Source organism: Lysobacter sp. GQ73 (assembly GCF_059758755.1).
This window is the reverse complement of record NZ_JCAXEE010000003.1, coordinates 1-24,823: the sequence shown is the minus strand read 5'-3', so window position 1 is coordinate 24,823 and position 24,823 is coordinate 1. Positions and strand designations below refer to the sequence as shown.

Here is a 24,823-nt window from a genome sequence, read left to right as displayed (position 1 = left end):
GACTGTTTCCGGGCCCTCGGGCCCGGTCGAGCGCTGTTTGAGCGATTCCCTGACCACCCCGCCGTTGTCGCTGTACGTCCACCTGCCCTGGTGCGTACGCAAATGCCCGTACTGCGATTTCAACTCGCACGAATACAAGGGCGGCGCGCTGCCTTACGACGCCTACGTCGACGCCCTGCTGGCCGACCTGGAGCATGACCTGCCGCTCGTCTGGGGGCGGCCGGTGCACAGCGTGTTCTTCGGCGGCGGCACCCCCAGCCTGTTCCCGCCGGAGTTCATCGACCGCTTCCTGCAGGGCGCCAGCGCCCGCCTGCGCTTCGCGCCGGGTTGCGAGATCACCCTGGAAACCAACCCCGGCACCGCCGAGCACGGCCGGTTCGAGCTCTACCGTGGCGCAGGAGTGAACCGGCTCAGCTTCGGCATCCAGAGCTTCGACGACGGCTGCCTGCGGCGCCTGGGCCGCATTCACGACAGCCGCGAGGCGGAGGCCGCGGTCAAGCTGGCGCAGGACGCCGGCTTCGACAACCTCAACCTCGACCTGATGTACGCCCTGCCCGGCCAGACCCTGGCGATGGCCGAGCGCGACCTGGAGCGGGCCTTCGCCCTCGACCCGGCCCACCTCTCGCATTACCAGCTGACCCTGGAACCCAATACCGTGTTCGCCGCGCGGCCGCCGCAGGGCATCCCCGACGAGGACAGCGCCTGGGACATCCAGGAGCACTGCCAGGCCCTGATCGCCGCGCGCGGCTACGAGCACTACGAAGTCAGCGCCTATGCGCGGCCGCAGCGGCGCTGCGCGCACAACCTCAATTATTGGCGCTACGGCGACTACCTGGGCATCGGCGCCGGCGCCCACGGCAAGATCACCCTCGGCGCCGAGCAGACCATCCTGCGCCGCTGGAAGCACAAGCACCCGGCCGAATACCTGGCCAAGGCCGGCAGCGAAGCCGGGATCGGCGGCGAGGACCGGATCGCGCCGCAGCGGCGGCCGTTCGAGTACATGCTCAACGTGCTGCGCCTGGTCGAGGGCTTTTCGCTGGCCGACTACGAGGCGCGCACCGGCCTGGCCCGCGCCGGCATCGCCGCGCAACTGCAGGCCGGCTTCGACGCCGGCTGGCTGGAACAAAGCGGCGACCGGGTGCGTCCGACCGAGCTCGGGCGACGCTTCACCAACGACGTGGTCGCGCTGTTCCTGCCCGATTGAACGCCGCTCGGCAGACGTTTGCAGGACCTGAGAGCGCCTGCGTCGCTCGCGGATCAGGCAAGCGCAGCGGTTCGGCTGAACGGCGCGGGCCTCACGAGCCCGCGACCGGTTCGGGCGGAAACTCGCGTTTGGCCGCCCGTACGGGCCCTCTGCGTTACTGCCATAGGCCGCCTCCCGTCGGCTGCACGCTCTCGCGCGGCCGTCGCCGGACCGTTTCGAGTTGGCGAGCGCCGGGGAGGCGTGGTTATATCTTGAGGTCGTCAGTACCGAATCCACATGTCCGCCACGTTTGATCCTCTGGACGCCTCGCGGTCGCGGGCCACCCTGGCCACGGCCGCGTTGCCGCGTCGCGTGCGCCGCCTGCTGGAGCAGTTGTACGCGCTGATTTCCGACGAAACCGCGCCGCAACTGGAACGGATGCTCGCCGAGTTCGAGCAGCAGTTGTTCCGCCAGGCCGACCAGGCGCGCAATCCGAGCCTGCAATCGGGCTACCTGGAAACCCTGCGCCTGGTCCGGTTGCGCCGCGCCGACCTGATCCCGCGCTACCTGGTCGCGCTGGAAACCGCGCTGACCCGCCTGCGCGAACCGGTCGCGCCGCGCACCCAGGCGACGGTGCTGCCGAACTTCAGCGAGCTGCGCCTGGTCGACGACAGCGAGATGGACGAGAACACGGTGCTGCGCGGCATCGCCAGCCGCCACGAGTCGCGTGCCGGGCTCGGCCTGTTGCTGCTCGGCCAGCGCTTCGGCGTGCTCGCCGGCGCGCCGGCCTTCGATGCCGAACGCCTTCCGGTCGGCCCGCACCGCTTGATCCGGATCTTCGCCGATGTCTGCCTGCCGCTGCAGATCGGCCAGGACTCGCGCCTGGACTTGTTCCGCGTGTTCGACCAGCAAGTGATGCTGGGTTATGCGCAGATGGTCGAAGCGATGAACGCCCTGCTCGCGCGCGAGAACGTGCTGCCGAACCTGTCGTTCGTGCCGTTGCGCGCGCGTCCCGCCGCCGTGCCTCCAAGCGAGGTCGCAGCTGCCGACGCCGCCCGTCGCGAACCTGCGCCGGAACCGCGCCGCGGCCCGGGCGCCGATTCGCCCGCATCGCCATCGCCATCGCCACCGCCGCGGCCCGGCGGCGAGCGTCCCCACACCGCTTGGCCGGGCCAGCAGGCGGTGGCGCGGGCGCCGGACGCGACCGATTTCGCGACCCTGCAGCAATGGCTCGGCGAACGCCGCGAACTGGTCGACAAGCTGCGTCCGCGCGGCGGCGTCGCCGTGCCGACCTCGGCCATGGGCACCGCCGAGGTGTTGTCGGCGCTGAGCCGGCTCAAGGACGAAGCGCCGCGCGGCCAGCAGCCATTGCGCAAGATCGCCGAGCTGCGCCAGTCGCTGCTCGAACACAGCGAGCCGCCGCCGGGCACCGTCGCCACGCTGTCGCGCGACGACGGCGACGTGTTCGACCTGCTCGACATGCTCTACGACGAGATCGAGCAACGCCTGCGCGGCGACGTGGCGATCTCCACCCTGCTCAACCGCCTGCAGGCGCCCTTGCTGCACGCCGCGCTGCAGGACCGCAGCCTGCTCGAACAGACCGAGCATCCGGCGCTGCAGTTGCTCAATACGGTCGCCGAAGCAGGCGCGCGCTGGACCCCGAGCGAAGACGTCGATCCGCAGCTGCACGAGCCGTTGCGCCAGGCGGTCGATCACGTGGTCGAGCATTACGACGCCGGCGCCGAGGTGTTCGACACCGCCAACCTGCGCCTGCAGGAGCAATTGCAGAACCTCGCGCGCAAGGCCGAAGTGGCCGAGCGCCGCCACGTCGAGGCCGCGCGCGGCAAGGAAAAACTCGAGACCGCCAAGCGCCTGGCCGGCGAGGCGATCGAGCAACACACCCAAGAGCAGCGTCTGCCGCGCTTCGTCCAGGCCCTGCTCAACCAGGCCTGGGCCGACGTGCTGACCCTGACCCTGCTGCGCCACGGCCCGGAATCCGAAGTCTGGCAGCGGCAATTGGAGACGACCCGCCAGATCGTCGCGGCCAACCGCGCCGGCGCCGATGCGCCGGTGCCGTGCGGGCTCGATGCCGACATCGAACACGCGCTGACCCAGGTCGGCTATCACGGCGACGATGCCCGGGCGATTTCGCGCCAGCTCACGGTCGGCGCCGCACTCGAGGACGATGCCGCCTCGCGCACCGAACTGGCGATGAAGCTGCGCTCGCGCAGCCGTCTCGGCGAAGACGCCGGCCCGGCCCGTTCGACCCTGCCGGCGCGCAACGACCACGAACAGCGCTGCTGGGAACAGATCCGCCACCTGCCGTTCGGCACCTGGTTCGAATTCGTGCAGAACCAACAGGGCGACGCGGTGCGCCGGCGCCTGTCCTGGTTCAGCCCGGTCACCGACAACGCCTTGTTCGTCAACCAGCGCGGCCAGCGCGTCGGCGAACAATCGCTGGACAGCCTCGCCCGGATGATGGCGCGCGGCCAGGCGCGGGTGGTCGTCGAAGAGCGCAGCCGCCTGGTCGATCGCGCCTGGCACGCCGCACTCGACGTGCTGCGCGGTTTCGGCGGCAGACACGCAGTCGACCCGACCGACCCGGCCAGCGCATGAGAATGCAGGCATGAACGAAGAATTCCGCCGCACCCGTCGCCGCCGCCTCGCCGAGACCGTGCAGGTCGTCGACACCATGACCGAGACCGTGATCGGCCACCTCGGCAACCTGTCCGAGACCGGCATGATGCTGATCGCCAACACGCCGCTGGTCGACGACGCGCTGTATCAACTGCGTTTCAACCTGCGCGACGCGCCCCAGCAAACCTCGCCGATCGAAGTCGGCGCGCACCTGCTGTGGCAGGACCGCGCCAGCGTGCCCGGCCAGACCTGGACCGGCTTTCGCTTCATCGCCATGCCCGAAGACGGCATGCAGCACCTGCGCCAGTGGCTGGACCTGCCCGGCGGCAGTTACGAGTAAACCCGAGGACGCGGACGCGTCGCCGGTTCAGGGACGGCCGGAGGCGCCCGTCGCCGCGGCGACCCGAGCAGAAGCCCGGACCCGCCGCGAGCCCCGCTCGCGCAAATCCGCCCTCGCGAAATTGCGGCAAAATGGGGCGGTTTCCTCCAGGCCAGGCACGCAATGAACGCTTCCGTCCTCACCGCCGATCCCTCCGCGCCCGATACCCACGCCCTGTACCGGCAGCACTTCGCCGAGTTGCAGCGCCGCTGCGAGCAGGCGCTGGAACGCGGCGGGTTCGATCACCTGGTGGTGCCGAGCGGCAACCTGCATTACCAGGTCTTCGACGACCGAGATTACCCGTATGCGGTGAACCCGCAGTTCAAGGCCTGGGTACCGCTGACCCGCAACCCCGGCAGCTGGCTGGTGGCGACGCCGGGCCACAAGCCGAAGCTGATCTACCTGCAGCCGTTCGACTACTGGCACGTCGTGCCGCAGGCGCCGAGCGGCTGGTGGGTCGAGCACTTCGACGTGATCGTGATCCGCCAGCCCGAGGAAGCGCTTGCGCACCTGCCCCGAGACCCGGCGCGCTGCGCCATTCTCGGCGAGGCGCAGAGCGCGCTCGGCGTCGGCAGCGAACGCGCCTTCGTGCCGAACAACCCGCCGGCGGTGGTCGATTACCTCGAATACCATCGAGCCTACAAGACCGCCTACGAAGTGGCGATGATGCGCGAGGCGACCCGCAAGGGCGTGCGCGCGCACCGCGCCGCCGAGGCCGCGTTCCGCGCCGGCAAGAGCGAATTCGACATTCACCTGGCTTACTGCGGCGCCGCGCGCCAGGACGCGAACGAACTGCCGTACGGCAACATCGTCGCCCTCAACCAGCACGGCGCGGTGCTGCACTACATGGAGCTCGACCGCGAAGCGCCGGCGCAGTCGCGCAGCTTCCTGATCGATGCCGGTGCCAGCCACCACGGCTACGCCTGCGACATCACCCGCACCTATGCGGCCGATGGAGGCGACTTCCAGGCCCTGATCGACGCCGTCGACGCCGCGCAGTTGAAGATGTGCGATCAGGTCCGCGCCGGCACCGACTACAAGCGCATCCACCTCGACGCCCACCTGGCCCTGGCCGGCATCCTCAAGGACGCCGGCGTGCTCAGGATTTCGCCGGAGGCCGCGGTCGAGACCGGCGTCAGCAGCGTGTTCTTCCCGCACGGCATCGGCCATGGCATCGGCCTGCAGGTGCACGACGTCGCCGGCTTCGCCGCCTCCGACCGCGGCGGGCGCATCGACAAGCCCGCCGGCCATCCCTACCTGCGCATGACCCGGGTGCTCGAACCCGGCATGGCGGTGACGATCGAACCGGGTCTGTACTTCGTCGACCTGCTGCTCGACGGCCTCAGGCAGGGTGAGCACGCCGGCAGCGTCGACTGGGCCCGCATCGAACAGTTCCGTCCCTACGGCGGCATCCGCATCGAAGACGACGTGGTCTGCACCGACGCCGCGCCGGTCAACCTGACCCGCGACGGCTTCGCGGAAGCGGCCTGAGCGGCGTGCGGCGCATCCTGTTCGTCTGCAGCCAGAACAAACTGCGCAGCCCGACCGCCGAACAGGTCTTCGCCGCGCGCGCCGACCTCGACGTCGCCTCGGTCGGCCTCAACCACGACGCCGAGCATCCGCTCGGCGCCGAACAGGTGCGATGGGCGCAGCTGATCTTCGTCATGGAAAAAGCCCAGCGCAGCAAACTGCAGCGCAAGTTCCGCGCGCAGTTGCGCGGCAAGCGCGTGGTCTGCCTGGATATTCCGGACGAGTACGAATACATGGCGCCGGAGCTGGTGGCGTTGTTGCTGGCGCGGGCGCCGCGGCACCTGTGAGGGACGCATAACCTGGCCGTTGCCGTTGCCGTTGCCGTTGCCGTTGCCGTTGCCGTTGCCGTTGCCGTTGCCGAGATTTTGATTTGCTCTGCTTTGCTGCTGTGCCTTGCTGCTTTGTTCTGCTGCTTTGCCGGTCGATTGAAGATCCGGAGGGAGGCCCGCAGGGATGCGGGCCGTGCGCAAGCAGGCCATGGATGGCCTGTCTGGAGCATCCCGGCGTCGGCATCGATCGTGCGGGCTTGTGCACTTGCAGGGAGAAGCACTTTTCTTTGGTGACTTTCTTTTGTTGCTTTGGACGAGAAAGTTACCCGCACCCTTTAGGGGGCGGAAGCTTTGCTATTGATGCTGCTTCACCGCCTCACGGCCGGTGACGCAGCGACCGGAAACGGCGCGGTCGCGACTTGCGTCGCTCCTACCCTGACGGGCTGCCGCCGGCATCGGCGCAAGATTGAGGCGTCGCGGTCGCGACTCACGTCGCTCCTACAGGGATGGTTTCGCGGTATTGCATTGCTGCGCTTGGCCTTTGTAGGAGCGACGTAAGTCGCGACCACGGGATGCGCAAAGACAACAAGGCCACCGCCATTCATCGAAGCGGCGTGCGCTTCTGCCAGGGCAGGAGCGGCGCAAGCCGCGACATCGTCGCTGCGTTTTCGCGGCGTCTCTCTGAAGCAGGATCAAGATCAAGATCAAGATCAAGATCAAAGACCAAATCCAAAGCCTCCGCCATTAAAGCGGCGGGCTACTTTCTTTTGTCATAAGCAACAAAAGAAAGGTAACCAAAGAAGTTGCTTCTTCTTGAATCACAAGCCCGCACGAGCGGTGCTTTCGCAGGGATCTACATACGGGACATCCCTGTCCCGATGAAAAACGGCCCGCGTCCCTGCGGGCCGCCCTTTGGGTCTTCTATGGCCTTCGCTAGTGCCACGCCGCGCAAAGCAACAGAGATAGCTACAGAATCTTCGTGCAATGGAGCGTCCGTGGCGAACGGCAATGGCATGAAAGACGCCTCACCAACCTCGCAGCTCACGCGACCGCCCATCCTCACCACACCTTGAACACCCTCCCGCTCTGTATGCCCTCCACGCTGCGCTGGTACGCCAGCGCCGCGCGCGCGGCCGTCACCGGTTCGAATCCCGGGAAGAACGATCCATAAGCCTCCCATGATTCGCTCAGTACGTTCGGACTGACCGCGTTGATGCGCAGGCCGCGCTGCAGTTCGAAGGCGGCGCCGCGGACGAAGCCTTCGATCGCGGTGTTGACGGCACCGGCGTTGGCGCCGGCGCGGATCGGCTCTTCGGCGACGATGCCGGTGGTCAGGGTGATCGAACCGCCGTCGCTGAGATGGTGCTGGCCCAGCAGGGCCAGACGCACCTGGCCAAGCAGTTTGTCGTTGAGGCCCACTGCGAAATCGGCCGGGCGCATCGATTCGAGCGGGCCGAAATGCAGCACGCCGGCGGTGGAGACGATGGCATCGAGTTTGCCGGCGCGGCGGAACATGGCTTCGACGCTGGCGTCGTCGGTGATGTCGACCGGGTAGTCGGCGCTGCTGCGGCCGGCGGCCAGGATCTCGTGCTGCGAGGCGAGGCGTTCGGCCACGGCGCGGCCCAGGGTGCCGCTGGCGCCGACGATCAGGATCTTCATGTGGATTCCATAACGGGAGACAGGCGGCCAGTCTGCTCGCCGTGGCCTCGACGGTGAATGCGCTAGGATTTCGGGCTCCCCTAACCGCGGGTTAGCCCTTGGACAAGCTGCGTAGCATGGCCGTGTTCGTCGCGGTCGCCGACACCGGCAGTTTCGCCGCCGCGGCCCAGGCGCAGGACCTGTCGGCGGTGATGGTCGGCAAGCACATCCGCCAGTTGGAGGCGCACCTCGGCGCCCGCCTGCTGCAGCGCGATACCCGCAAACAACGCCTGACCGAGGTCGGCGCGAGTTTTCTCGAGGATTGCCGGCGCATCCTCGACCAGGTCCGCCACGCCGAGTCGGTCGCCGAACGCCTGCGCCACGACGGACAACCGAGCGGGCGCCTGCGGGTCACCGCGCCGGTCACCCTTGGCGGCAACGCGGTCGCGACGGTGGTGACGGAGTTTTTGCAGCTCCACCCCGAGGTCTCGGTCGACCTGGTGCTGAGCGACCGCATGTCCGACCTGATCGCCGAGGCCTTCGACGTGGCGATCCGGATCGGGCCGCTGCCGGACTCGGACCATCTGGTCGCGCGGCCGCTGCGTCCGTACCGGATGATCGTCTGCGCCTCGCCCGAATATCTGCGCAAGCACGGCACGCCGGGCGACCCGCGCGAACTGTCCGGCCACAGTTGCCTCAATCATCTGCTGTGGAACCACGACGCCGGCTGGCGCTTCGAGCGCATCGCCGCCGAACCACTGCGGCTGCGCGGGCGCTTCGCCTCCAATAACGGCGAGGCCCTGCGGCGCGCGGCGGTGGCCGGTTGCGGCATCGTCCTGCAACCCGAAGTGCTGCTGGCCGACGACCTCGCCGCGGGCCGGCTGCTGCCGCTGTTCGCCGAGCAACTGCCGCCGCCGCGGCCGGTACATCTGCTGTACCCGCGCGACCGCCAGCCTTTGCCGAAGCTCAGCCGTTTCGTCGACCTGGTGCTCGAACGCATGGGCCCGGCGACGTAGCGCTCAGCTCGCCTTCCACCCGGCCCGAGCTTTCGACTGCGATTCATCGCGCACGGCGGCTGATGCACTGATAACACGCGACCGCAAGCTATTGCCGTTGCCGTTGCCGTTGCCGTTGCCGTTGCCGTTGCCGTGCGATTTTGCAGTTGCTTTGCGTAGCCGAGCACTCGCAAAGACTAAAGAAGACCCGGAGGGCGGCCCGCAGGGATGCGGGCCGTTTTTCATCGGGACAGGGATGTCCCGTATGAAAAATCGCCGCGGATGCATCGAGCGTGCGGGCCTGTGATTCAAGAACAAGCATTTTTCTTTGGTTACCTTTCTTTTGTTGCTTTAGACAAAAGAAAGTAACCCGCCGCTTTAGTAGCGGAAGCTTTGGGTTTGATCTTTATCTTGATCTGATCTGATCTGATCCAGATCCAGATCCAGATCCAGATCCAGATCTTTCTTGAAAGATGCGCCGCAAGACTGTGGCGGCGATGTCGCGGCTTGCGCCCGCTCCTACCCTGGCGCGAGCATGCCGCCTCGGCGAACGGCGACGGCCCCGTCATCTCTGCGCGTCGCGGTCGCGACTCACGTCGCTCCTACAGGAGCACACCTGAAGACGACGCGACATTGGGACATGGCGGTCGCGGCTTGCGCCGCTCCTACCCTGGCGCGAGCACGCCGCCTCGGCGAACGGCGACGGCCCCGTCATCTCTGCGCGTTCGCGGTCGCGACTCACCTCGCTCCTACAGGGGCACACCCGAAGACGACGCGACATTGGGACATGGCGGTCGCGGCTTGCGCCGCTCCTACCCTGGCGCGAGCACGCCGCCTCGGCGGACGGCGACGGCCCCGTCATCTCTGCGCGTCGCGGTCGCGGCGCGCGCCGCTTCGACGAATGACGGTGGCCTCGTCATCTCTGCGCGCCCCTTGTCCCGACTCACGTCGCGCCTACCGGGATGGATTCGTGGCGACGGCGCTCAGCGCGCCATCAAGGCCTCGATCTCGTCGGCGCTGCGCGCGAGCCGGTCGGTCAGCACCTGGTGGCCGCCCTTGGTGATCAGCACGTCGTCTTCGGTGCGGATGCCGATGCCACGCCATTTCGGGTCGACGCTGCTGTCGTCGGGCGACACGTATAGGCCGGGCTCGATGGTGAACACCATGCCCGGTTCGAGCAGGCGCGACTCGCCGTCGAGGCGATACTCACCGACGTCGTGCACGTCCATGCCGAGCCAATGCCCGGTCTTGTGCCGATAGAAGCGCTTGTAATGGCCGTCGGCGAGGTTCTTTTCCAGCTTGCCCTTGAGCAGGCCGAGCCGCAGCAGGCCCTCGGTCAGGGTCTCGACCGCGGCCAGGTGGCCGGCCTCGTAGGACACGCCGGGGCGGGCCTGGGCCAGGGCCGCGGCCTGGGCGGCGCCGACCAGGTCGTGCAGCGCGCGCTGCGGCGCGCTGAAACGGCCGTTGACCGGAAACGTGCGGGTGATGTCGGCGGCGTAGCCCCGGTACTCGGCGCCGGCGTCGATCAGCACCAGGTCGCCGTCCTGCGACGCCGCGCTGTTGGCGCGGTAATGCAGCACACAGGCATTGCTGCCGGCACCGACGATGCTGCCGTAAGCCGGTTCGGCGTCGTGGCGGCGGAACACGCATTCGATCTCGGCCTGCAACTCGTACTCGCGCATGCCGGGCCGGGCCGCGCGCATGGCCGCTTCGTGGGCCAGCACGCTGATGTCGGCGGCGCGCTGCATGAAGCGCAACTCGTCGCGGTCCTTAAATAGGCGCAGCTCGTCGAGCAGATGCCCCAGTTCGAGGAACTCGTGCGGCGGCTGCGCGCCCTGGCGCATCATCGCGCGCACCCGGTTGAGCCAGCCGATCAGCTTGAGGTCGAATTCGGCGTCGCGGCCGAAGTGGTAGTAGACCCGCGAGCGGCCTTCGAGCAACCCCGGCAGGATGTCGTCGAGATCGGCGATCGGATAGGCGTCGTCGAGCCCGAACGCCTCGACCGCGCCTTCCGGGCCATAGCGCGGGCCGTCCCAGGCCTCGCGTTCGCGGTCGCGCTCGCGGCAGAACAGCAAGGTCTCGCCATGGCGCCGGCCCGGCACCAGCACCAGCACCGATTCGGGCTCGGGGAAACCGGTCAGATAGCTGAGGTCGGAATCCTGGCGGAACGGGTAATGGGTGTCGCGACTGCGGATGTGCTCGTTGGCCGAGGGCACGATCACGATCGCCTCGTCGCCGGCCATCGCCATCAACTGCTTGCGCCGGCGGACATAGGCCTTCGCCGGCATCGTCAGCGCCGCGTTCATCTCAGTTCAACCGGTGCCGATGCTGCGCCGCCATGGCCACGTCGCCGTGCAACAACAGCGCGACGATGCGCACGAACTCCTCGATCTCGGTCAAGGCTTCTTCGTCGTCCTCGTCGCCGTCGTCCTGCGGCGAGGCCGCCGCCAGGCGGGCCAGGTCGCCGAGCGCTTCGCGGCTTTCCTCCGACAACGAGGAGGCCTCGCCGGCGGCGAGACCGAAGCCGGCGAGGAAACCGCGGCACCAGTCGAACAGGGCGCCGCTGCGCTCGGACAGCGGCGCTTCGCTGTCGGGCAGCAGCAGGTCGAAGCCGAAGCTGCGGTCGCCGAGCTGCGAGGCGCTGGCGCCGCGCAAGCGATCGAGCGCGCCGTTCTCGGCCGGGGTGGCGACGGCCGGATCGGCCAGCACGCGCGCCGGCCAGTCGCGCACCGAGGCGCCGCCGCCGGCGAGCCAGCCGCACAAGGCGCCGTGCAGTTCGGAAGCGGAAGCGCCGAGCGAGAGCATGCGGCTCTCGGCGTCGACATCGGACAACAGGGGCAGTTCGATCGCGGCCACAGGCATCAAGTCGTGAGGGTTGCCGCAGTTTAGCAATGCCGGGCGAATGCGGGCGGCGTGAAGAAACCGCGGGATCCTGTCCTGTCAGGCGATTCGAGTCCGTAGTGCTTGTTGCCGCAACGGACGCCTGCCTAAACTGCGGGCTCTCGCGCTTCACGCCACGGTGTCCGTGCGTTCCTTTTCCCCTGTCTCCCTGTTGACCGCCGGTCTGATCGCCTTGCTCCTGTGCATGGCGGCGCAGCCCCGGCGTGCCGAGGCGGCCACGCGGGACTTCTATTTCTCGCGCCTGGGCAGCGAGCTCGGTCTCAGCCAGAACTCGGTCACCGCCTTCACCCAGGACGCGCACGGCTTCATCTGGGTCGGCACCCAGGGCGGCCTGCACCGCTATGACGGCCAGCGTTACGTGCCGTATCGCCACGACCCGCGCGACCCGGCCAGTCTGCCCGACAGCTACGTCACCGCGCTCGCCCTCGACGGCCAGCGCGCGATCTGGATCGGCACCCATTCCGAATACCTGGCCCGGCTCGACCTGGCCAGCGGCGCGATCCACCGCTACCAGCCGCCCGATTCGCAGGCCGGTCGCCAGGTCGTCTCGCTGCTGCCGTGGCGCGACTCGCTGCTGATCGGCACCCTGGCCGGCCTCGAGCGCATGGACCCGCGCAGCGGCGCGCGCGAACTGCTGCTGGCCCTGCCCAGCGAGCTGAGCCGGCAATCGCCGTGGCAGGAGCTCGCCCTCGCCCGCGACGGCACCGCCTGGTTCGCCAGCGCGGCCGGCCTGTACCGGATCCTGCCGAGCGGCAAGATCGAACGGATCGGCGCCGCCCAGGTGCTGCGCAGCGTATTGATCGACCGGCGCGGCCGGCTCTGGGCCGGCGGCGTCGACGGCCTGTACCGGCTCGACGGCCACACCGGCATCCTGGTCAAGGTCGAAGACGAAGCCCTGGCGACGCTGCGCGATGCGCGCGCCCTGATCGAGGCGCCGGACCACCGGATCTGGATCTCCGGCTTCGGCAATGGCCTGTACCGCCACGACCCCGAAACCGGGCACTCGCAGCGCGTGCGCGCCGAGCCCGGGGTCGAGGCCACCCTGCCCGAGGACACGATCGAAGCGCTGATGATCGACCACGGCGGCCTGCTCTGGGCCGGCGGCCAGTACCGCGGCGTCGCCGTCGCCGACCCGCGCGGCACCCGCTTCAGCTACATCCTCGACCTGGACGAGGACCGCACCGGCGCGGGCGCTTCCGACGCCAGCATCCGCAGCCTGGCCCAGGACGACCTCGGCGCGATCTGGATCGGCACCGACAACGGTCACCTGCGCCGCTACGACCTGGCTGCCGACCGCTTCCAGGACATGACCTCGCTGTTGCCGGCCAACGCCGGCGCCCGACGCATCGCCGCGATCGCCCGCGAACCCTGTCCCGAGGCCGACAACCCGAATCCGCCCGACCCGCTGCCGCCGACCCGGCTGTGGCTCGCGACCGGCCAGGGCCTGCTGCGGCTGGATCCGGCCACCCGCCGGGTCGAGAGCATCGACCTGCGCGGCTACCGCGACGTCGCCCTGCGTTCGCTGGCCTTCGCCCGCGACGGCAGTCTGTGGCTCGGCAGCGACGACCTCGGCGCCCTGCACTACCTGCCCGAGACCGGCGCCCTGGTCCGCTACGCCTATCGCGAAGGCGATTCCAAGGGCCTGAGCCATCCGCGCGTCAACGCCGTGCTCGAAGACACCAAGGGCCGGGTCTGGTTCGGCACCGGCGACGGCCTCGACCTGCTCGACCCGGCCACCGGCTACCTGCGCCACTACCGCCACGCCACCGACGAGGCCGACAGCCTGCCGGGCAACTTCGTCCGCGCCGTGCACCAGTCCGCCGACGGCTCGATCTGGGTCGGCACCCAGGCCGGCCTCAGCCGGGTGGTCGAACACAGCGACGGACGGATCCGCTTCGAACACCCGCTGGCCGAGGTGCTCGGCGACCATCCGGTGCCGGTGGTGTTCTCGATCGCCGAACGCCCCGCCGGCCGCCTCTGGCTCGGCACCGACGCCGGCATCCTGCGCTTCGACAGCGGCGCCTCGCTGGTCCGCCGCTACGGCCTGGCCGACGGCCTGCAGGACCTGGAATTCAACGCCGGCGCGGTCGACATCCTGGCCGACGGCCGGATCGCCTTCGGCGGCGTGCGCGGCCTCAATCTGTTCGACCCGGCGCGCATCGCCGACTCGCGCTACACCCCGCCGGTGCGCCTGCTCGGGGCCTGGATCGGGTCCGACACCAGCGCCGGTTCGAGCACCCTGTGGCAGTCCACGCGGCTGGAGATCCCCAACGACGCCGGCATCCTGCGCCTGCGCATCGGCGCGCTCGACTACGGCCCCAACAGCGGCATCCGCTATCGCTACCGCATGGACGGTTTCGATCGCGACTGGATCGACAACGGCCCGCGCCAGGACATCACCTACACCCGCTTGCCGCCCGGCCGTTACGTGTTCCGCGCCCAGTCGACCAACCGCGACGGGGTCTGGAACACCCAGGAACTGCGCATCCCGGTCGGCGTCGATCCGCCGCTGTGGCGGCATCCGCTGGCGATCGCCCTGGCGGCCCTGGCCGCGCTCGGCCTGGCCCTGAGTTTCGGCTGGCGCTGGCACGTCGCCCGCCAGCGCGAACGCGGCTATTTCGCCCAGATCCGCGAACGCGAAGAACGCCTCAAGCTCGCCCTGTGGGCCTCCGGCGAGCAGTTCTGGGACTACGACCTGAAGCGGCGCGAGCTGCACCGCATGCGGGTCGACGACCACAACCCGCAGTCGCCGGAGATCGGCGTGCAGGCCGACATCGCCGACGACCACGAGATCCACCCCGACGACCTGGGCCGGGTCACCGAGCTGCTGCGCAAGCACCTCAAGGGCGATGCCGCGCTGTTCCTGTCCGAACACCGCATGCGCACGCCGAAGGGCGAATGGGGCTGGGTGCGGGCCCGCGGCCGGGTGGTCGAACGCGACGCCGAAGGCCTGCCGGTGCGCGTCGCGGGCACCGGCCGCGACGTCACCGCGGTGCGCAGCGCCGAACGCGAACGGCGCATTTCCAGCGAAGTGCTGCGCTCGATGGCCGAGGCGGTCGCGGTGTTCGACCGCGACTTCGTGTTCGTCTCGATCAACCCGGCGTTCTCGCGCATGACCGGCTACCCCGAGAACGAAGTGATCGGCCAGACCACCGGCCTGCTCGACAGCCGCCAGCACGATCCCGAGTTCTACAGCGACATGCGCGACGAGCTGCAGCGCAGCGGCCGCTGGTCCGGCGAGATCTGGCAACAGCGCAAGGACGGCAACGAATTCCTGTGCTGGCTGCAGGCCAGCATCGTGCTCGACAGCAGCGGCCAGCGCGGCCATTACGTCGCGGTGCTGACCGACATCACCGACCAGAAGCGCGCCGAGCAGGAACTGCGCTATCTGGCCAACTACGACACCCTGACCAGCCTGCCCAACCGCACCCTGCTGTCGGAGCGGCTGTCGCGGGCGATCGTGCGGGCGCGCCGCCACGGCCATCGCATCGCGCTGCTGTTCCTCGACCTGGACCGCTTCAAGGACATCAACGATTCGCTCGGCCACGCCGCCGGCGACCGCATCCTGCGCGCCGCCGCGGTGCGCCTGCAGGAAACCGTCGGCGCCGAGCACACCGTGGCGCGCCTGGGCGGCGACGAGTTCACCGTGGTGCTGGAAAACCTGGAGACGCCTGAACAGGCCGAGGACGTCGCCCGGCGCCTGATCAAGGCCTTCGAGGCGCCGCTGGATTTCGACGAACGCCACGACGTGGCGATCTCGCCGTCGATCGGCATCAGCCTCTACCCCGACCACGCCCAGGTCCCCACCGACCTGCTCAAGCACGCCGACACCGCGATGTACCAGGCCAAGGCGGCCGGCCGGCGCACCTTCATGCGCTACACCGAGGCGATGGACATCGAGATCCGCCAGCGCGCGACGATCTCGGCGGCGCTGCGCAAGGTGCTGGACCGCAACGAGCTGCGCCTGGTGTTCCAGCCGCGGCTGTCGCTGCCGGAAGCGCGCATCACCGGGGTCGAGGCACTGCTGCGCTGGAACAGCGCCGAGTACGGCAACATCCCGCCCTCGCAGTTCATCCCGCTGGCCGAGGAAAGCGGGCTGATCCTGGAGATCGGCGAGTGGGCGATGCGCGAGGCGTGCAGCCGCCTGCGCCAGTGGCGCCAGCAGGGGCTCGACCAGTTGTCGATCTCGGTCAACGTCTCGGCGATCCAGTTGCTGCGCGGCGACCTGCCGAAGATGGTCGCGCGCGCCCTCAGCGAAAGCGGCATCCCGCCGTGGCGGCTGGAGCTGGAACTGACCGAGAGCGTGATCATGGCCAACGCCGCGCACACCTCCAACACCATGCAGGCCCTGCGCGAACTCGGCGTGGCCCTGGCGGTCGACGACTTCGGCACCGGTTACTCCTCGCTCGCCTACCTCAAACGCCTGCCGATCAATACCCTGAAGATCGACAAGGAATTCATCGGCGACCTGACCCGCGACCCCGACGACGAGGCGATCACCAGCACCGTCATCACCATGGCCCACTCGCTGGGCCTGAACGTGGTCGCCGAGGGCGTGGAGCTGGAAGAGCAGATGGAGTTCCTGCTCGCCCACGGTTGCGACGAGATCCAGGGCTACTGGCTGGCCCGGCCGCTCGAAGCCGACGACTGCCTGGCGTTCATCCAGCAATGGCAGCCGCCGCTGAGCGTGCGCGCGGCGCGTTGACCGCGTGGGTCGGGACTCGGGACTCGGGACTCGGGACTCGGGGATCGGGGATCGGGGATCGGGGATCGGGGATCGGGAATTGGGAATTGGGAATTGGGAATTGGGAATTGGGAATTGGGAATTGGGAATTGGGTGTCGGGAGCGGGATTCCTGGCCTTCGGGGTAGCGGCAGCCCCGGCCGCGACCGCGTCGCATCGCCCCCCCCATTCCGTATCCGGCCCGCCCTGGCGCCGCCCTAAAGCCGCCATCGACCCGACAACGCCCGACCGAGTCCCGAGTCCCAAGTCCCGAGTCCCGGCTGCCGACTCCCGATCCCCGGCACCGCCTTGACCGCCCCCGCCCCGGCCTGCCATCGTGCCGGGATGGATCGCACCGAACTCATCACCGAACTGCAGTCGCTGCTGACCCGCGTCGACGAACTCGGCGATCGCGTGCGCCGTCTCAGCGAAGAGAACCGCAGCCTGCGCCAACAGCAGGAACAACTGGTCGGCGAGCGCTCGGCGCTGCTGGCCAAGAACGAGCAGGCCCGCACCCGCGTCGAGGCCATGATCGCGCGACTGAAGTCGCTGGAGCAGCACACGTGAATCCGAACCGATGAGCACGACCAGCGAAGCCGTCAGCATCCGCCTGCTCGACCGCGAATACACCGTCGGCTGCGAGCCGTCCGAGCGCGACGACCTGCTCGCCGCCGCGCGCATGCTCGACAGCAAGATGCGCGAGATCCGCGGCAGCAACCGCATGGCCGCGCTCGACCGCGTCGCCGTGCTGGCCGCGCTCAACTTCGCCCACGAACTGCAACAGCTGCGCGGCGACGGCGATAACCGCGATCGCGAACTCTCGCGCACCCTCGACGAACTGCATCGCAAGCTCGACAGCCTGTTCGACGCGGCGATCCGCTGATTCCGCTGAATCTCGGGGCGTTCGTCGTCCACGGCTGCCGTCGCTGGCAGCCCCGCCACCGGCTCGGCTTGCATCTGCGGCGTCGCAGCCACTGCGATTAGTGTGGCCGCCGTCGCAACCGGTCTTTGCCCGTCACCGCCGTTGTCGCATCCGACCCCGTTCATCCGCCTTCGCGGAGCGTTCAAGCGCATGAACCGCAACGCAGCGTCGCCGACGAGCGGGCCCGCCGCGGGCGGCGCGCGCGCTATACTTCGCGCACGTCCTCTGCTGTGCCCGACGGCGTGCGCAAACATTCGCCTTGTCCCTTAATTACGACCGCGGGGGCGCAACGGGAATCCGGAGTGCAAGTCCGCCTCGCAGCGGGAAGCCCGAAGATCTCCAAGCGTCCCCACTTGAACCCCGGGTTCAAGGTCGTTTCGCACGCATCGGCATTGGCGGAGGACTACTCATCCCGGAGCGGGCGCGACGTCACGAAAGTGATTCGCGCCCGTTGCCTTGTCCGGAGCGTCCGCGCTTCATTCCTCCAGGACCCCGCGCCGAATGACGGTTGACCGTACGACGCTGCGCCGCGAACTGCGCGCGCAACGCCGCAATCTCGCCGCCCCCGCGCGCATCGCCGCCGCCGAATCCCTGGCCGCCCGCCTGCTGACGCTGCCGTTCGCGCCCGACACCGGGTATGTGGCCGGCTACTGGGCCATGGACGGCGAGATCGCCCTGCACGCCTGGCAGCTGCGCCTGCCGCCGGGTTGCGTGTACTGCCTGCCGGTGCTGCACGAAGACCAGCGCCTGCGCTTTGCGCCCTGGCGTCCGGGCGACGCCCTGGTCGCCAACCGCTTCGGCATCCCCGAACCCGGCGTCAGCCCCGGCTCGCTGCTCGAGCCTGAACAGATGAGCCTGGTGGTGCTGCCGCTGGTCGGCTTCGATCCGCGCGGCCACCGGCTCGGCATGGGAGGCGGCTGGTACGATCGCAGCTTCGCGTTCCGCCAGACCCGCCCGGCCCCGCCGTGGCTGGCCGGCGCCGCGTTCGAACTGCAACGCATCGATGCGCTCGACAACGCCGACTGGGACGTCGCTCTCGATGCGGTCTGTACGGAGGTCCAGACTCTGGATTGCCGTTCCCCCCTGTTCGTCTGACCGTTGAGCACCGCATGACCGCACGCCGCCGCTACTGGCTGATGAAGTCCGAACCGGACACGTTTTCGATCGACGACCTGCAACGCGTGGGGACCGAACCCTGGAACGGCGTGCGCAATTACCAGGCGCGCAATTACATGCGCGACGGGATGAAGGTCGGCGATGGCGTGTTGTTCTATCACTCCAACACCGCCGTGCCGGGCATCGCCGGCCTTGCCACCATCGCCAGCGAAGCCTATCCGGACCCGACCCAGTTCGACGCCAAGTCCGATTACTACGACGGCAAGAGCTCGCGCGAAGACCCGCGCTGGCTGCTCGTGGACGTCGCCTTCGAACGCAAGTTCGAGCGAGTGATCCCGCTCGACGAGATCAAGGCCCGCGCCGACGATCTCGGCGAAGACTTCGCCCTGACCCGCCGCGGCAACCGCTTGTCGGTGCTGCCGGTCACCGCGGCGCAGTGGAAGCTGTTGCTGTCGATGGAGTGAGTGGAGCCGGGACTCGGGACTCGGGACTCGGGACTCGGGACTCGGGACTCGGGACTCGCAAAGCCTGTGCCGGCCTGGCGACATCCGCAACTCATTCGTAACGCCGCGGTGGTTCGAGTCATGGAGATTCAATCATCCACACTGTCGCTACTTCAAAACCAGACCTCGAGTTCCGAGTCCCCGAACACCAAACCACAAGCCCTCATCCCATGTCCGAAGCAAAACGCCTGGCCGGCGAAAAAGCCATCGACTACATCGAAGACGGCATGATCGTCGGCGTAGGCACCGGTTCCACCGTCGCGTTCTTCATCGAGGCGCTGGGTCGGCACAAGGAGCGCATCAAGGGCGCGGTATCGAGCTCCGAGCAGAGCACCGCGCGCCTGCGCGCGCTCGGCATCGAGGTGCTCGACCTCAACGCCACCGGACCGCTGTCGCTGTACGTCGACGGCGCCGACGAATGCGATCCGCACAAGCGCCTGATCAAGGGTGGCGGCGCCGCGCTGACCCGCGAGAAGATCATCGCCGAGGCCAGCGCGAAGTTCGTCTGCATCGTCGATCCGGCCAAGCGCGTCGACGTGCTCGGCCGCTTCCCGTTGCCGGTCGAGGTCGTGCCGATGGCGCGCAGCCTGGTCGCGCGCGAGATCCTGGCGATGACCCGCGGCCAGCCGGTGTGGCGCCAGGACGCCAACGGCGCCGGCGTGGTCACCGACAACGGCAATGCGATCCTCGACATCCACGGCCTGGCGATCACCGACCCGGTGGCGCTGGAATCGGCGATCAACCAGATCCCCGGCGTGGTCAGCGTCGGCCTGTTCGCGCGCCGTCCGGCCGACATCGTCATCGTCGGCGGTGAGCCACCGGTCGTGCTGTAAATCGCTGATTTAGAACGTCTCTCAGTAGACGAGACGGCCTGCCGCCAGAATCGGCGGGTCGTCCGCAGCCGGTCCGGCCCGTCCCGGGCGGCCGCCTGCGCGGCGCGATACCGACCCCATGCCGGCCCGCCGCCATGACCCTGCGTTGCCTGTTCGTCGACTTCAATTCCTACTTCGCCTCGGTCGAGCAATTCGACCGCGAGGAATTGCGCGGCCGCCCGGTCGGCGTGGTGCCGGTGCTCGCGGCCACGACCTGCTGCATCGCCGCCAGCCGCGAGGCCAAGCTCCACGGCGTCAAGACCGGCACGCCGGTACACGAGGCGCTGGCGCGCTGCCCCGACATCGCCATCGTCGAAGCGCGGCCGGCGCGCTATGTCGAGCTGCACCATCGCCTGATCGCGGCGATCCAGGACTGCATTCCGATCGACGGCGAACCGCTGTCGATCGACGAAGTCGCCTGTCGCCTGATCGGCCGCGAACGCCAGCGCGACAACGCCGTCGCGATCGCCCAGCGGATCAAGCAGACCCTGATCGATCGCGGGCTCGCCCCGGCGATCCGCTGCTCGATCGGCATCGCGCCGAACACCTTCCTGGCCAAGACCGCCTCCGACATGCACAAGGTCGACGGGCTGACCGTGGTCGAGCTCGCCGATCTGCCCCACGCGCTGCATCGGCTGGAACTGCAGGACCTGTGCGGGATCGGGCCGTCGATGCTGCAACGCTTGCGCAATGCCGGCATCGGCACGGTCGAACAGCTCACCGCGGCGCCGCGCGAACACTTGCGCGCGGTCTGGGGCGGGGTCGAAGGCGAACGCTTCTGGGCGCAACTGCGCGGCATCGAACCGACCTCGCGGCAACGCAAGGCGGTCGGCTCGGTCGGGCATTCGCACGTGCTCGACCCGCAGATGCGCAGCGCCGAAAGCATGCGCTCGGTGCTGTTCAAGTTGCTCGCCAAGGCGGCGATGCGGCTGCGCGGCGAGCGTTGCCAGGCGCGCGGGATGAGCCTGCACGTGCGTTTCGTCGGCAAGGAAGAACGCTTCAGCCGCAATCTGTCGTTCGCCGCGATCGACGACACGCCGACCCTGCTGCAGCTCATGGCCGATGCGCTGGAACCGCTGATGCGCGGTGCCGCCAGCGGCCGTTGGAACGTCAAACGCTTTCCGCCGCTGTCGGTCGCGGTGTCGCTGATCGACCTGCAGCCCGTCGCCGCCGACAGCGGCTCGCTGTTCGTCGAGCGCGGGCGCCGGCAGGCGCTGACCCGCGTGCTCGATCAGGTCAATCAACGCTACGGCAACAACCGCCTCTACTTCGGCGCGATGCAGGACGCACTGGCGCAAGGCGCCGCGCCGATGCGCATTCCGTTCGGCCATATCCCCGAAGAGGCCGCCGAAGCCGACCTCGGCGCCGCGGCGCTGGTCCCGGATCCGAGCATGAACGAGCTGTGGTTGCGGCGGCTGCGCGAGTTCAACGTGATGGCCGAGCACGCCCACCGCGAAGCGCGCGACAACCCCGGCAAGCCGCTGCCCCCGGCGGGCCCATCGCCGATGCATCGTCCCTCAGGCGTCGGCGGCTGGGGCCGCAAGCAACGCGACAAGAGCGACGACGACGGCCGCGGCAGCACCGGCTCGCTGTTCTAGCGGCTGCAACGCATGGAGGCATGCGTAAGCCGCGAACGCGCAGATGCAGCCGGAGATAGCCCCTCTCCCGCAAGCGGGAGAGGGGTTGGGGCGAGGGCTCACCTCAGTACCATCAATCGACCGCGACGAACCCGCCGGTCTGCCGCTTCCACAGACGCGCATACAGACCATCGCGAGCGATCAACTCCTCGTGGGTACCGGTCTCGATGATGTGGCCCCGGTCCATCACCACCAGCCGGTCCATGCGCGCGATCGTCGACAGGCGATGAGCGATCGCGATCACCGTCTTGCCGGTCATCAGGGTGTCCAGGCTGTCCTGGATCGCCGCTTCGGCCTCGGAATCCAGCGCTGAGGTCGCCTCGTCGAGGATCAGGATCGGCGCGTTCTTGAGCAGCACGCGCGCGATCGCGATCCGTTGCCGTTGACCGCCCGACAGCTTCACCCCGCGTTCGCCGACCAGGGCGTCGTAGCCGACCCGCCCTTCGCCGTCGACCAGCCGCGGGATGAACTCGTCGGCACGCGCCTGCCGCACCGCCTCGGCCATCTCGGCTTCGCTCGCATCGGGGCGGCCGTACAGCAGGTTGTCGCGGATCGAGCGATGCAGCAGCGAGGTGTCCTGGGTGACCACGCCGATCTGCGAACGCAGGCTTTCCTGGGTCACGCCGGCGATGTCCTGGCCGTCGATCAGGATGCGGCCGCCTTCGAGGTCGTACAGACGCAGCAAAATGTTCATCAGCGTCGACTTGCCCGCGCCCGACGGCCCGACCAGGCCGATCTTTTCGCCGGGCTTCACCGTCAGGTCCAGATCGGCGATCAGGCCGCTGTTCTGGCCGTAATGGAAGTGCACGTTCTCGAAACGCACCCCGCCCTCGTCGACCTGCAGCGCCTTGGCGTCGGGGCGATCGACCACGGTCAGCGGCCGCGAGATCGTCTCGATGCCGTCCTGCACCGTGCCGATGTCCTCGAAGATGCCGTTGATCGTCCACATGATCCAGCCCGACATGTTGTGGATGCGGATCACCAGGCCGGTCGCCAACGCGATCGCGCCGACCGTGATAGCACCTCGATGCCACAGCCACAGGGCCAGCCCGGTGGTGCCGACGATCAGCAGGCCGTTGAGCGTGGTGATGCTCACGCCCATCGAGGTGGTCATGCGGGTCATGTCGCGCGAGCGCTGGGTCTGCTCGATCATCGCTTCGGCCACGTATTGCTCTTCGCGCCGCGAGTGCGCGAACAGCTTGAGCGTGGCGATGTTCGAGTAGCCGTCGACGATGCGCCCCATCAGCTTGGACCGCGCATCCGACGCCCGCCACGAGCGCAACTTCACCCGCGGCACGAAGTAGCGCAGCAGACCGATGTAGGCCACGATCCACACCGCCAACGGCAGCACCAGCCAAACGTCCGCCTGCGCAAACAGATAGATCGCCGAGCCCGAATACACGATCACGTACCAGATCGCATCGAAGGCCTGGGTGGTGGATTCGCGCAGCGACGGACCGGTCTGCATGATCCGGTTGGCAACGCGGCCGGCGAAATCGTTCTGGAAGAAGCTCAGGCTCTGCTTGAGCATGTAGCGGTGGGTCTGCCAACGCACCAGGTTGGTCATGCTCGGGTGCACGGTCTGATTGAGCAGCAAATCGTGCAGGCCGAGGAACAGCGGCCGCGCCAGCAGCATCACCACGGCCATCCACAGCAGCTCGCCGCCATGCCGCGCGAACAGGTCCTCGCTCGGCGTGGTGTTGACCAGGTCGATGACCCGGCCGAGGTAGTCGAACATCGCGACTTCGACGATCGCGACCAGGAAACCGACCACCGTCAGCACCGCGAATACCGGCCAGGCCTGTCGGATGAAGTGGCGGTAGAACCCGACCACGGTGCTCGGCGGCATGGTGTCCGGCGCCGGCCGGAACGGGTCGATCAACGATTCGAACCAACGAAAAATCATCATGGCATCTAGCCTTTTGAACTTGGAAGACTCCCGTGCGCGCCGCATTGCCGCAGCCTGACCGGCCGCGGAAAACAGAGACGCGAGGACGAACGACGCGGTGCGCCGGATCGGTCGAGGGAGTTGGGCGGCGGACGAGCGCGTGCGATCCAGGGCCACAGCGGCCCGGAACGGCGGTCGTTCAGCCGGAGGCGGCGCGGGCAGGGCCCGCGACCGCAAGCGCCGATTTAACGGCGGACTTTGCCGGTGATGGTGAACTTCATCGTGCTTCTCCTTGCGATCCCGGGGCGTCGCCGGGCACGTGTGGCTCGACGCGCGGATCGCTGATGGGTGGCCCGGGCGCAGTCTAGCGCGCTTATGTTGCCGGCGACATCCGCCCAAAGTCGGAACGCCGACACGGGCGGAAACGCGATGTCCCGCTGACGGACCGTGCGGCCAACTTGTTGCCGCCGCATCGCCAGACTCGGGGGTTTCAGGCGTACGTCGCGACGAAATCGTCCACCACATCGACGATATGCGCGGCAAAATCGCGAAACCGCGCGCCCGAGCTTTCGGCCAACGCGAAGGTCTCGTCGTGGTAGTAGGCGACCACGCACAACTCGCCGTCGTCGCGCCGGTCGCGCGGGTTGAAGCACCAGAAATTCTCGACCGCGAAGTCGTCGATATGCTGGAAAAACAGGGCTTCGCCGATCGCTTCGGCGACCTCGTCGTCGTCGCCGTCGACCGCGTCGGCCGGGTCCGGCGCCGCCGCATGCAGATGCTCGGGATCGGTCATTCCGATCAATTCGTTGCCGCCGTAGTGGACGACGAACGCGCCATGCGTGCGCAGAAAGTGCGCATAGCTGGGCGGCAGCGCCAGGCCGTACTTGCGCTCCAGTTGCGCGACCGTTTCCGCCGCCAGCGGCTCGGCGAACACCAGCGACATGTTCTCGCTGTCGGCGACGAACTCGCGCAGGCGCCGTACCGCCCGATCCATCGCCTGCCGCGCCTCCGTCGCGCAAGCCTCGTATTGCCGCTCCTGCATCGATTCCGTATTCATGAACGCTCCTTGCTCGGTCATCCTTACCGGAGCCTCAGTATCATCAAACCGTACGCGGATCGCTACGCACGCCCGCGCTTGGCCGTGTAGCCGCCAGAAGCCGCAAGCACCTGCACCGAGTTCGTTGCCGATATCGGAAAATCCCGTGGACGTACCGATCGCGCAGGGAGCTTCGTCGAGGGAGCGTTCCCTCAGGTTTGGATTGACCGAAGTCCGGCGGACTTTTGGGCCGGTCGAATACCGCAGCCATGTCGGCGGGATGGATCTTTGCTGGAATTACTGGCCTGCGGTTAGAGACACCGCCACGGGAGACGAAGCGGTCGCGACTTGCGTCGCTCCTCCCCCGGAGCCACCGGGTCAGCGTGCGTCCGCGCCCCAGTCCCCGCCGCCGAGAACTTGTCCCTGTAGGAGCGACGTAAGTCGCGACCAAGGGGCGCGCCGAGGTGGCGCGGCCTTCGCCATAGGCCGAAGCGGCGCGGTATCGCCCGGGCAGGAGCGGCGCGAGCCGCGACCGCGTCGTTGCGGTCTCGCGGCGCACGGTTCAAGAAAGCTCCCGATCTGAGCTGGGTCAGAC

Annotated in this window: 18 protein-coding genes and 1 other RNA gene; 14 read left to right on the top strand and 5 right to left on the bottom strand. The window is 68.4% G+C overall.

Annotated elements, in window-relative coordinates:
- Positions 1-37 precede the first annotated feature (37 nt).
- The 5 genes from hemW (at position 38) to AC6CH2_RS10005 (ending at position 6,016) form a co-directional block, all read left to right on the top strand.
- Complete coding sequence (gene hemW / locus AC6CH2_RS10025; protein ID WP_498269130.1) at positions 38-1,204, top strand: radical SAM family heme chaperone HemW; 1,167 nt, start codon at positions 38-40, stop codon at positions 1,202-1,204.
- Positions 1,205-1,480: 276 nt separating this feature from the next.
- Positions 1,481-3,799 carry a DUF1631 family protein gene (locus AC6CH2_RS10020; protein ID WP_498269129.1) on the top strand — a complete coding sequence of 773 codons (2,319 nt, stop codon included), beginning with the start codon at positions 1,481-1,483 and terminating at the stop codon, positions 3,797-3,799.
- 10 nt (positions 3,800-3,809) lie between these two features.
- Positions 3,810-4,160: a PilZ domain-containing protein gene (locus AC6CH2_RS10015; RefSeq protein WP_498269128.1), complete on the top strand. Its 351-nt coding sequence runs from the start codon at positions 3,810-3,812 to the stop codon at positions 4,158-4,160.
- A 162-nt stretch (positions 4,161-4,322) separates the two neighbouring features.
- Entirely contained in the window at positions 4,323-5,690 is a 1,368-nt protein-coding gene (pepQ, locus tag AC6CH2_RS10010; RefSeq protein ID WP_498269127.1) for a Xaa-Pro dipeptidase, read from the top strand.
- A 5-nt stretch (positions 5,691-5,695) separates the two neighbouring features.
- A complete protein-coding gene (locus tag AC6CH2_RS10005; protein ID WP_498269126.1) occupies positions 5,696-6,016 on the top strand; it encodes a low molecular weight protein tyrosine phosphatase family protein in 321 nt (106 codons plus the stop codon).
- A gap of 1,041 nt (positions 6,017-7,057) precedes the next feature.
- Here the strand turns inward: AC6CH2_RS10005 and AC6CH2_RS10000 are convergent.
- Entirely contained in the window at positions 7,058-7,657 is a 600-nt protein-coding gene (locus tag AC6CH2_RS10000; RefSeq protein WP_498269125.1) for a short chain dehydrogenase, read from the bottom strand.
- 98 nt (positions 7,658-7,755) lie between these two features.
- Between AC6CH2_RS10000 and AC6CH2_RS09995 the strand changes: the two genes are divergently transcribed.
- Positions 7,756-8,652 carry a LysR family transcriptional regulator gene (locus AC6CH2_RS09995; protein ID WP_498269124.1) on the top strand — a complete coding sequence of 299 codons (897 nt, stop codon included), beginning with the start codon at positions 7,756-7,758 and terminating at the stop codon, positions 8,650-8,652.
- 962 nt (positions 8,653-9,614) lie between these two features.
- On the opposite strand, the gene AC6CH2_RS09990 is transcribed toward AC6CH2_RS09995, so the two are convergent.
- Positions 9,615-10,937, bottom strand: a complete 1,323-nt coding sequence (locus AC6CH2_RS09990) for an aminopeptidase P N-terminal domain-containing protein (protein ID WP_498269123.1) — start codon at positions 10,935-10,937, stop codon at positions 9,615-9,617.
- Position 10,938: 1 nt separating this feature from the next.
- Positions 10,939-11,478, bottom strand: coding sequence for a UPF0149 family protein (locus AC6CH2_RS09985; protein ID WP_498269520.1), 540 nt, complete (start codon positions 11,476-11,478; stop codon positions 10,939-10,941).
- 178 nt (positions 11,479-11,656) lie between these two features.
- Here AC6CH2_RS09985 and AC6CH2_RS09980 point away from each other — a divergent pair, with 178 nt between their 5' ends.
- From AC6CH2_RS09980 to AC6CH2_RS09945, 8 genes are all read left to right on the top strand, one after another.
- Positions 11,657-16,237, top strand: a complete 4,581-nt coding sequence (locus AC6CH2_RS09980) for an EAL domain-containing protein (RefSeq protein ID WP_498269122.1) — start codon at positions 11,657-11,659, stop codon at positions 16,235-16,237.
- Positions 16,238-16,599: 362 nt separating this feature from the next.
- Positions 16,600-16,821 (top strand): TIGR02449 family protein, encoded by a 222-nt coding sequence (locus tag AC6CH2_RS09975; RefSeq protein WP_031373971.1) that lies wholly within the window; start codon positions 16,600-16,602, stop codon positions 16,819-16,821.
- A 10-nt stretch (positions 16,822-16,831) separates the two neighbouring features.
- Entirely contained in the window at positions 16,832-17,137 is a 306-nt protein-coding gene (locus AC6CH2_RS09970) for a cell division protein ZapA (protein ID WP_435396396.1), read from the top strand.
- 258 nt (positions 17,138-17,395) lie between these two features.
- Positions 17,396-17,582, top strand: a non-coding RNA gene (gene ssrS / locus AC6CH2_RS09965) — 6S RNA.
- Between the two features lie 95 nt (positions 17,583-17,677).
- On the top strand, positions 17,678-18,271 hold the full coding sequence (locus tag AC6CH2_RS09960; RefSeq protein ID WP_498269121.1) for a 5-formyltetrahydrofolate cyclo-ligase: 594 nt from the start codon (positions 17,678-17,680) through the stop codon (positions 18,269-18,271).
- A 14-nt stretch (positions 18,272-18,285) separates the two neighbouring features.
- A complete protein-coding gene (locus tag AC6CH2_RS09955) occupies positions 18,286-18,756 on the top strand; it encodes an EVE domain-containing protein (protein WP_435396394.1) in 471 nt (156 codons plus the stop codon).
- A gap of 209 nt (positions 18,757-18,965) precedes the next feature.
- Positions 18,966-19,628 carry a ribose-5-phosphate isomerase RpiA gene (gene rpiA, locus AC6CH2_RS09950; protein WP_435396393.1) on the top strand — a complete coding sequence of 221 codons (663 nt, stop codon included), beginning with the start codon at positions 18,966-18,968 and terminating at the stop codon, positions 19,626-19,628.
- A 134-nt stretch (positions 19,629-19,762) separates the two neighbouring features.
- Positions 19,763-21,265: a DNA polymerase Y family protein gene (locus AC6CH2_RS09945; RefSeq protein ID WP_498269120.1), complete on the top strand. Its 1,503-nt coding sequence runs from the start codon at positions 19,763-19,765 to the stop codon at positions 21,263-21,265.
- Positions 21,266-21,377: 112 nt separating this feature from the next.
- Here the strand turns inward: AC6CH2_RS09945 and AC6CH2_RS09940 are convergent, their stop codons facing one another.
- Positions 21,378-23,210 carry an ABC transporter ATP-binding protein gene (locus AC6CH2_RS09940; RefSeq protein WP_498269519.1) on the bottom strand — a complete coding sequence of 611 codons (1,833 nt, stop codon included), beginning with the start codon at positions 23,208-23,210 and terminating at the stop codon, positions 21,378-21,380.
- Between the two features lie 472 nt (positions 23,211-23,682).
- A complete protein-coding gene (locus AC6CH2_RS09935) occupies positions 23,683-24,249 on the bottom strand; it encodes an SMI1/KNR4 family protein (RefSeq protein ID WP_498269119.1) in 567 nt (188 codons plus the stop codon).
- Positions 24,250-24,823: the final 574 nt, after the last annotated feature.

Excerpts from the sequence above, each read along its gene's own strand:
- AC6CH2_RS10015 (WP_498269128.1), top strand. The coding sequence starts at position 3,810 with ATGAACGAAGAATTCCGCCGCACCCGTCGCCGCCGCCTCGCCGAGACC.
- AC6CH2_RS09970 (WP_435396396.1), top strand. The coding sequence starts at position 16,832 with ATGAGCACGACCAGCGAAGCCGTCAGCATCCGCCTGCTCGACCGCGAA.
- AC6CH2_RS09975 (WP_031373971.1), top strand. The coding sequence starts at position 16,600 with ATGGATCGCACCGAACTCATCACCGAACTGCAGTCGCTGCTGACCCGC.
- AC6CH2_RS10020 (WP_498269129.1), top strand. The coding sequence starts at position 1,481 with ATGTCCGCCACGTTTGATCCTCTGGACGCCTCGCGGTCGCGGGCCACC.
- AC6CH2_RS09955 (WP_435396394.1), top strand. The coding sequence starts at position 18,286 with ATGACCGCACGCCGCCGCTACTGGCTGATGAAGTCCGAACCGGACACG.
- AC6CH2_RS10000 (WP_498269125.1), bottom strand. The coding sequence starts at position 7,657 with ATGAAGATCCTGATCGTCGGCGCCAGCGGCACCCTGGGCCGCGCCGTG.
- AC6CH2_RS09960 (WP_498269121.1), top strand. The coding sequence starts at position 17,678 with ATGACGGTTGACCGTACGACGCTGCGCCGCGAACTGCGCGCGCAACGC.
- AC6CH2_RS09940 (WP_498269519.1), bottom strand. The coding sequence starts at position 23,210 with ATGATTTTTCGTTGGTTCGAATCGTTGATCGACCCGTTCCGGCCGGCG.
- AC6CH2_RS09935 (WP_498269119.1), bottom strand. The coding sequence starts at position 24,249 with ATGAATACGGAATCGATGCAGGAGCGGCAATACGAGGCTTGCGCGACG.
- pepQ (WP_498269127.1), top strand. The coding sequence starts at position 4,323 with ATGAACGCTTCCGTCCTCACCGCCGATCCCTCCGCGCCCGATACCCAC.
- AC6CH2_RS09990 (WP_498269123.1), bottom strand. The coding sequence starts at position 10,937 with ATGAACGCGGCGCTGACGATGCCGGCGAAGGCCTATGTCCGCCGGCGC.
- AC6CH2_RS09945 (WP_498269120.1), top strand. The coding sequence starts at position 19,763 with ATGACCCTGCGTTGCCTGTTCGTCGACTTCAATTCCTACTTCGCCTCG.
- rpiA (WP_435396393.1), top strand. The coding sequence starts at position 18,966 with ATGTCCGAAGCAAAACGCCTGGCCGGCGAAAAAGCCATCGACTACATC.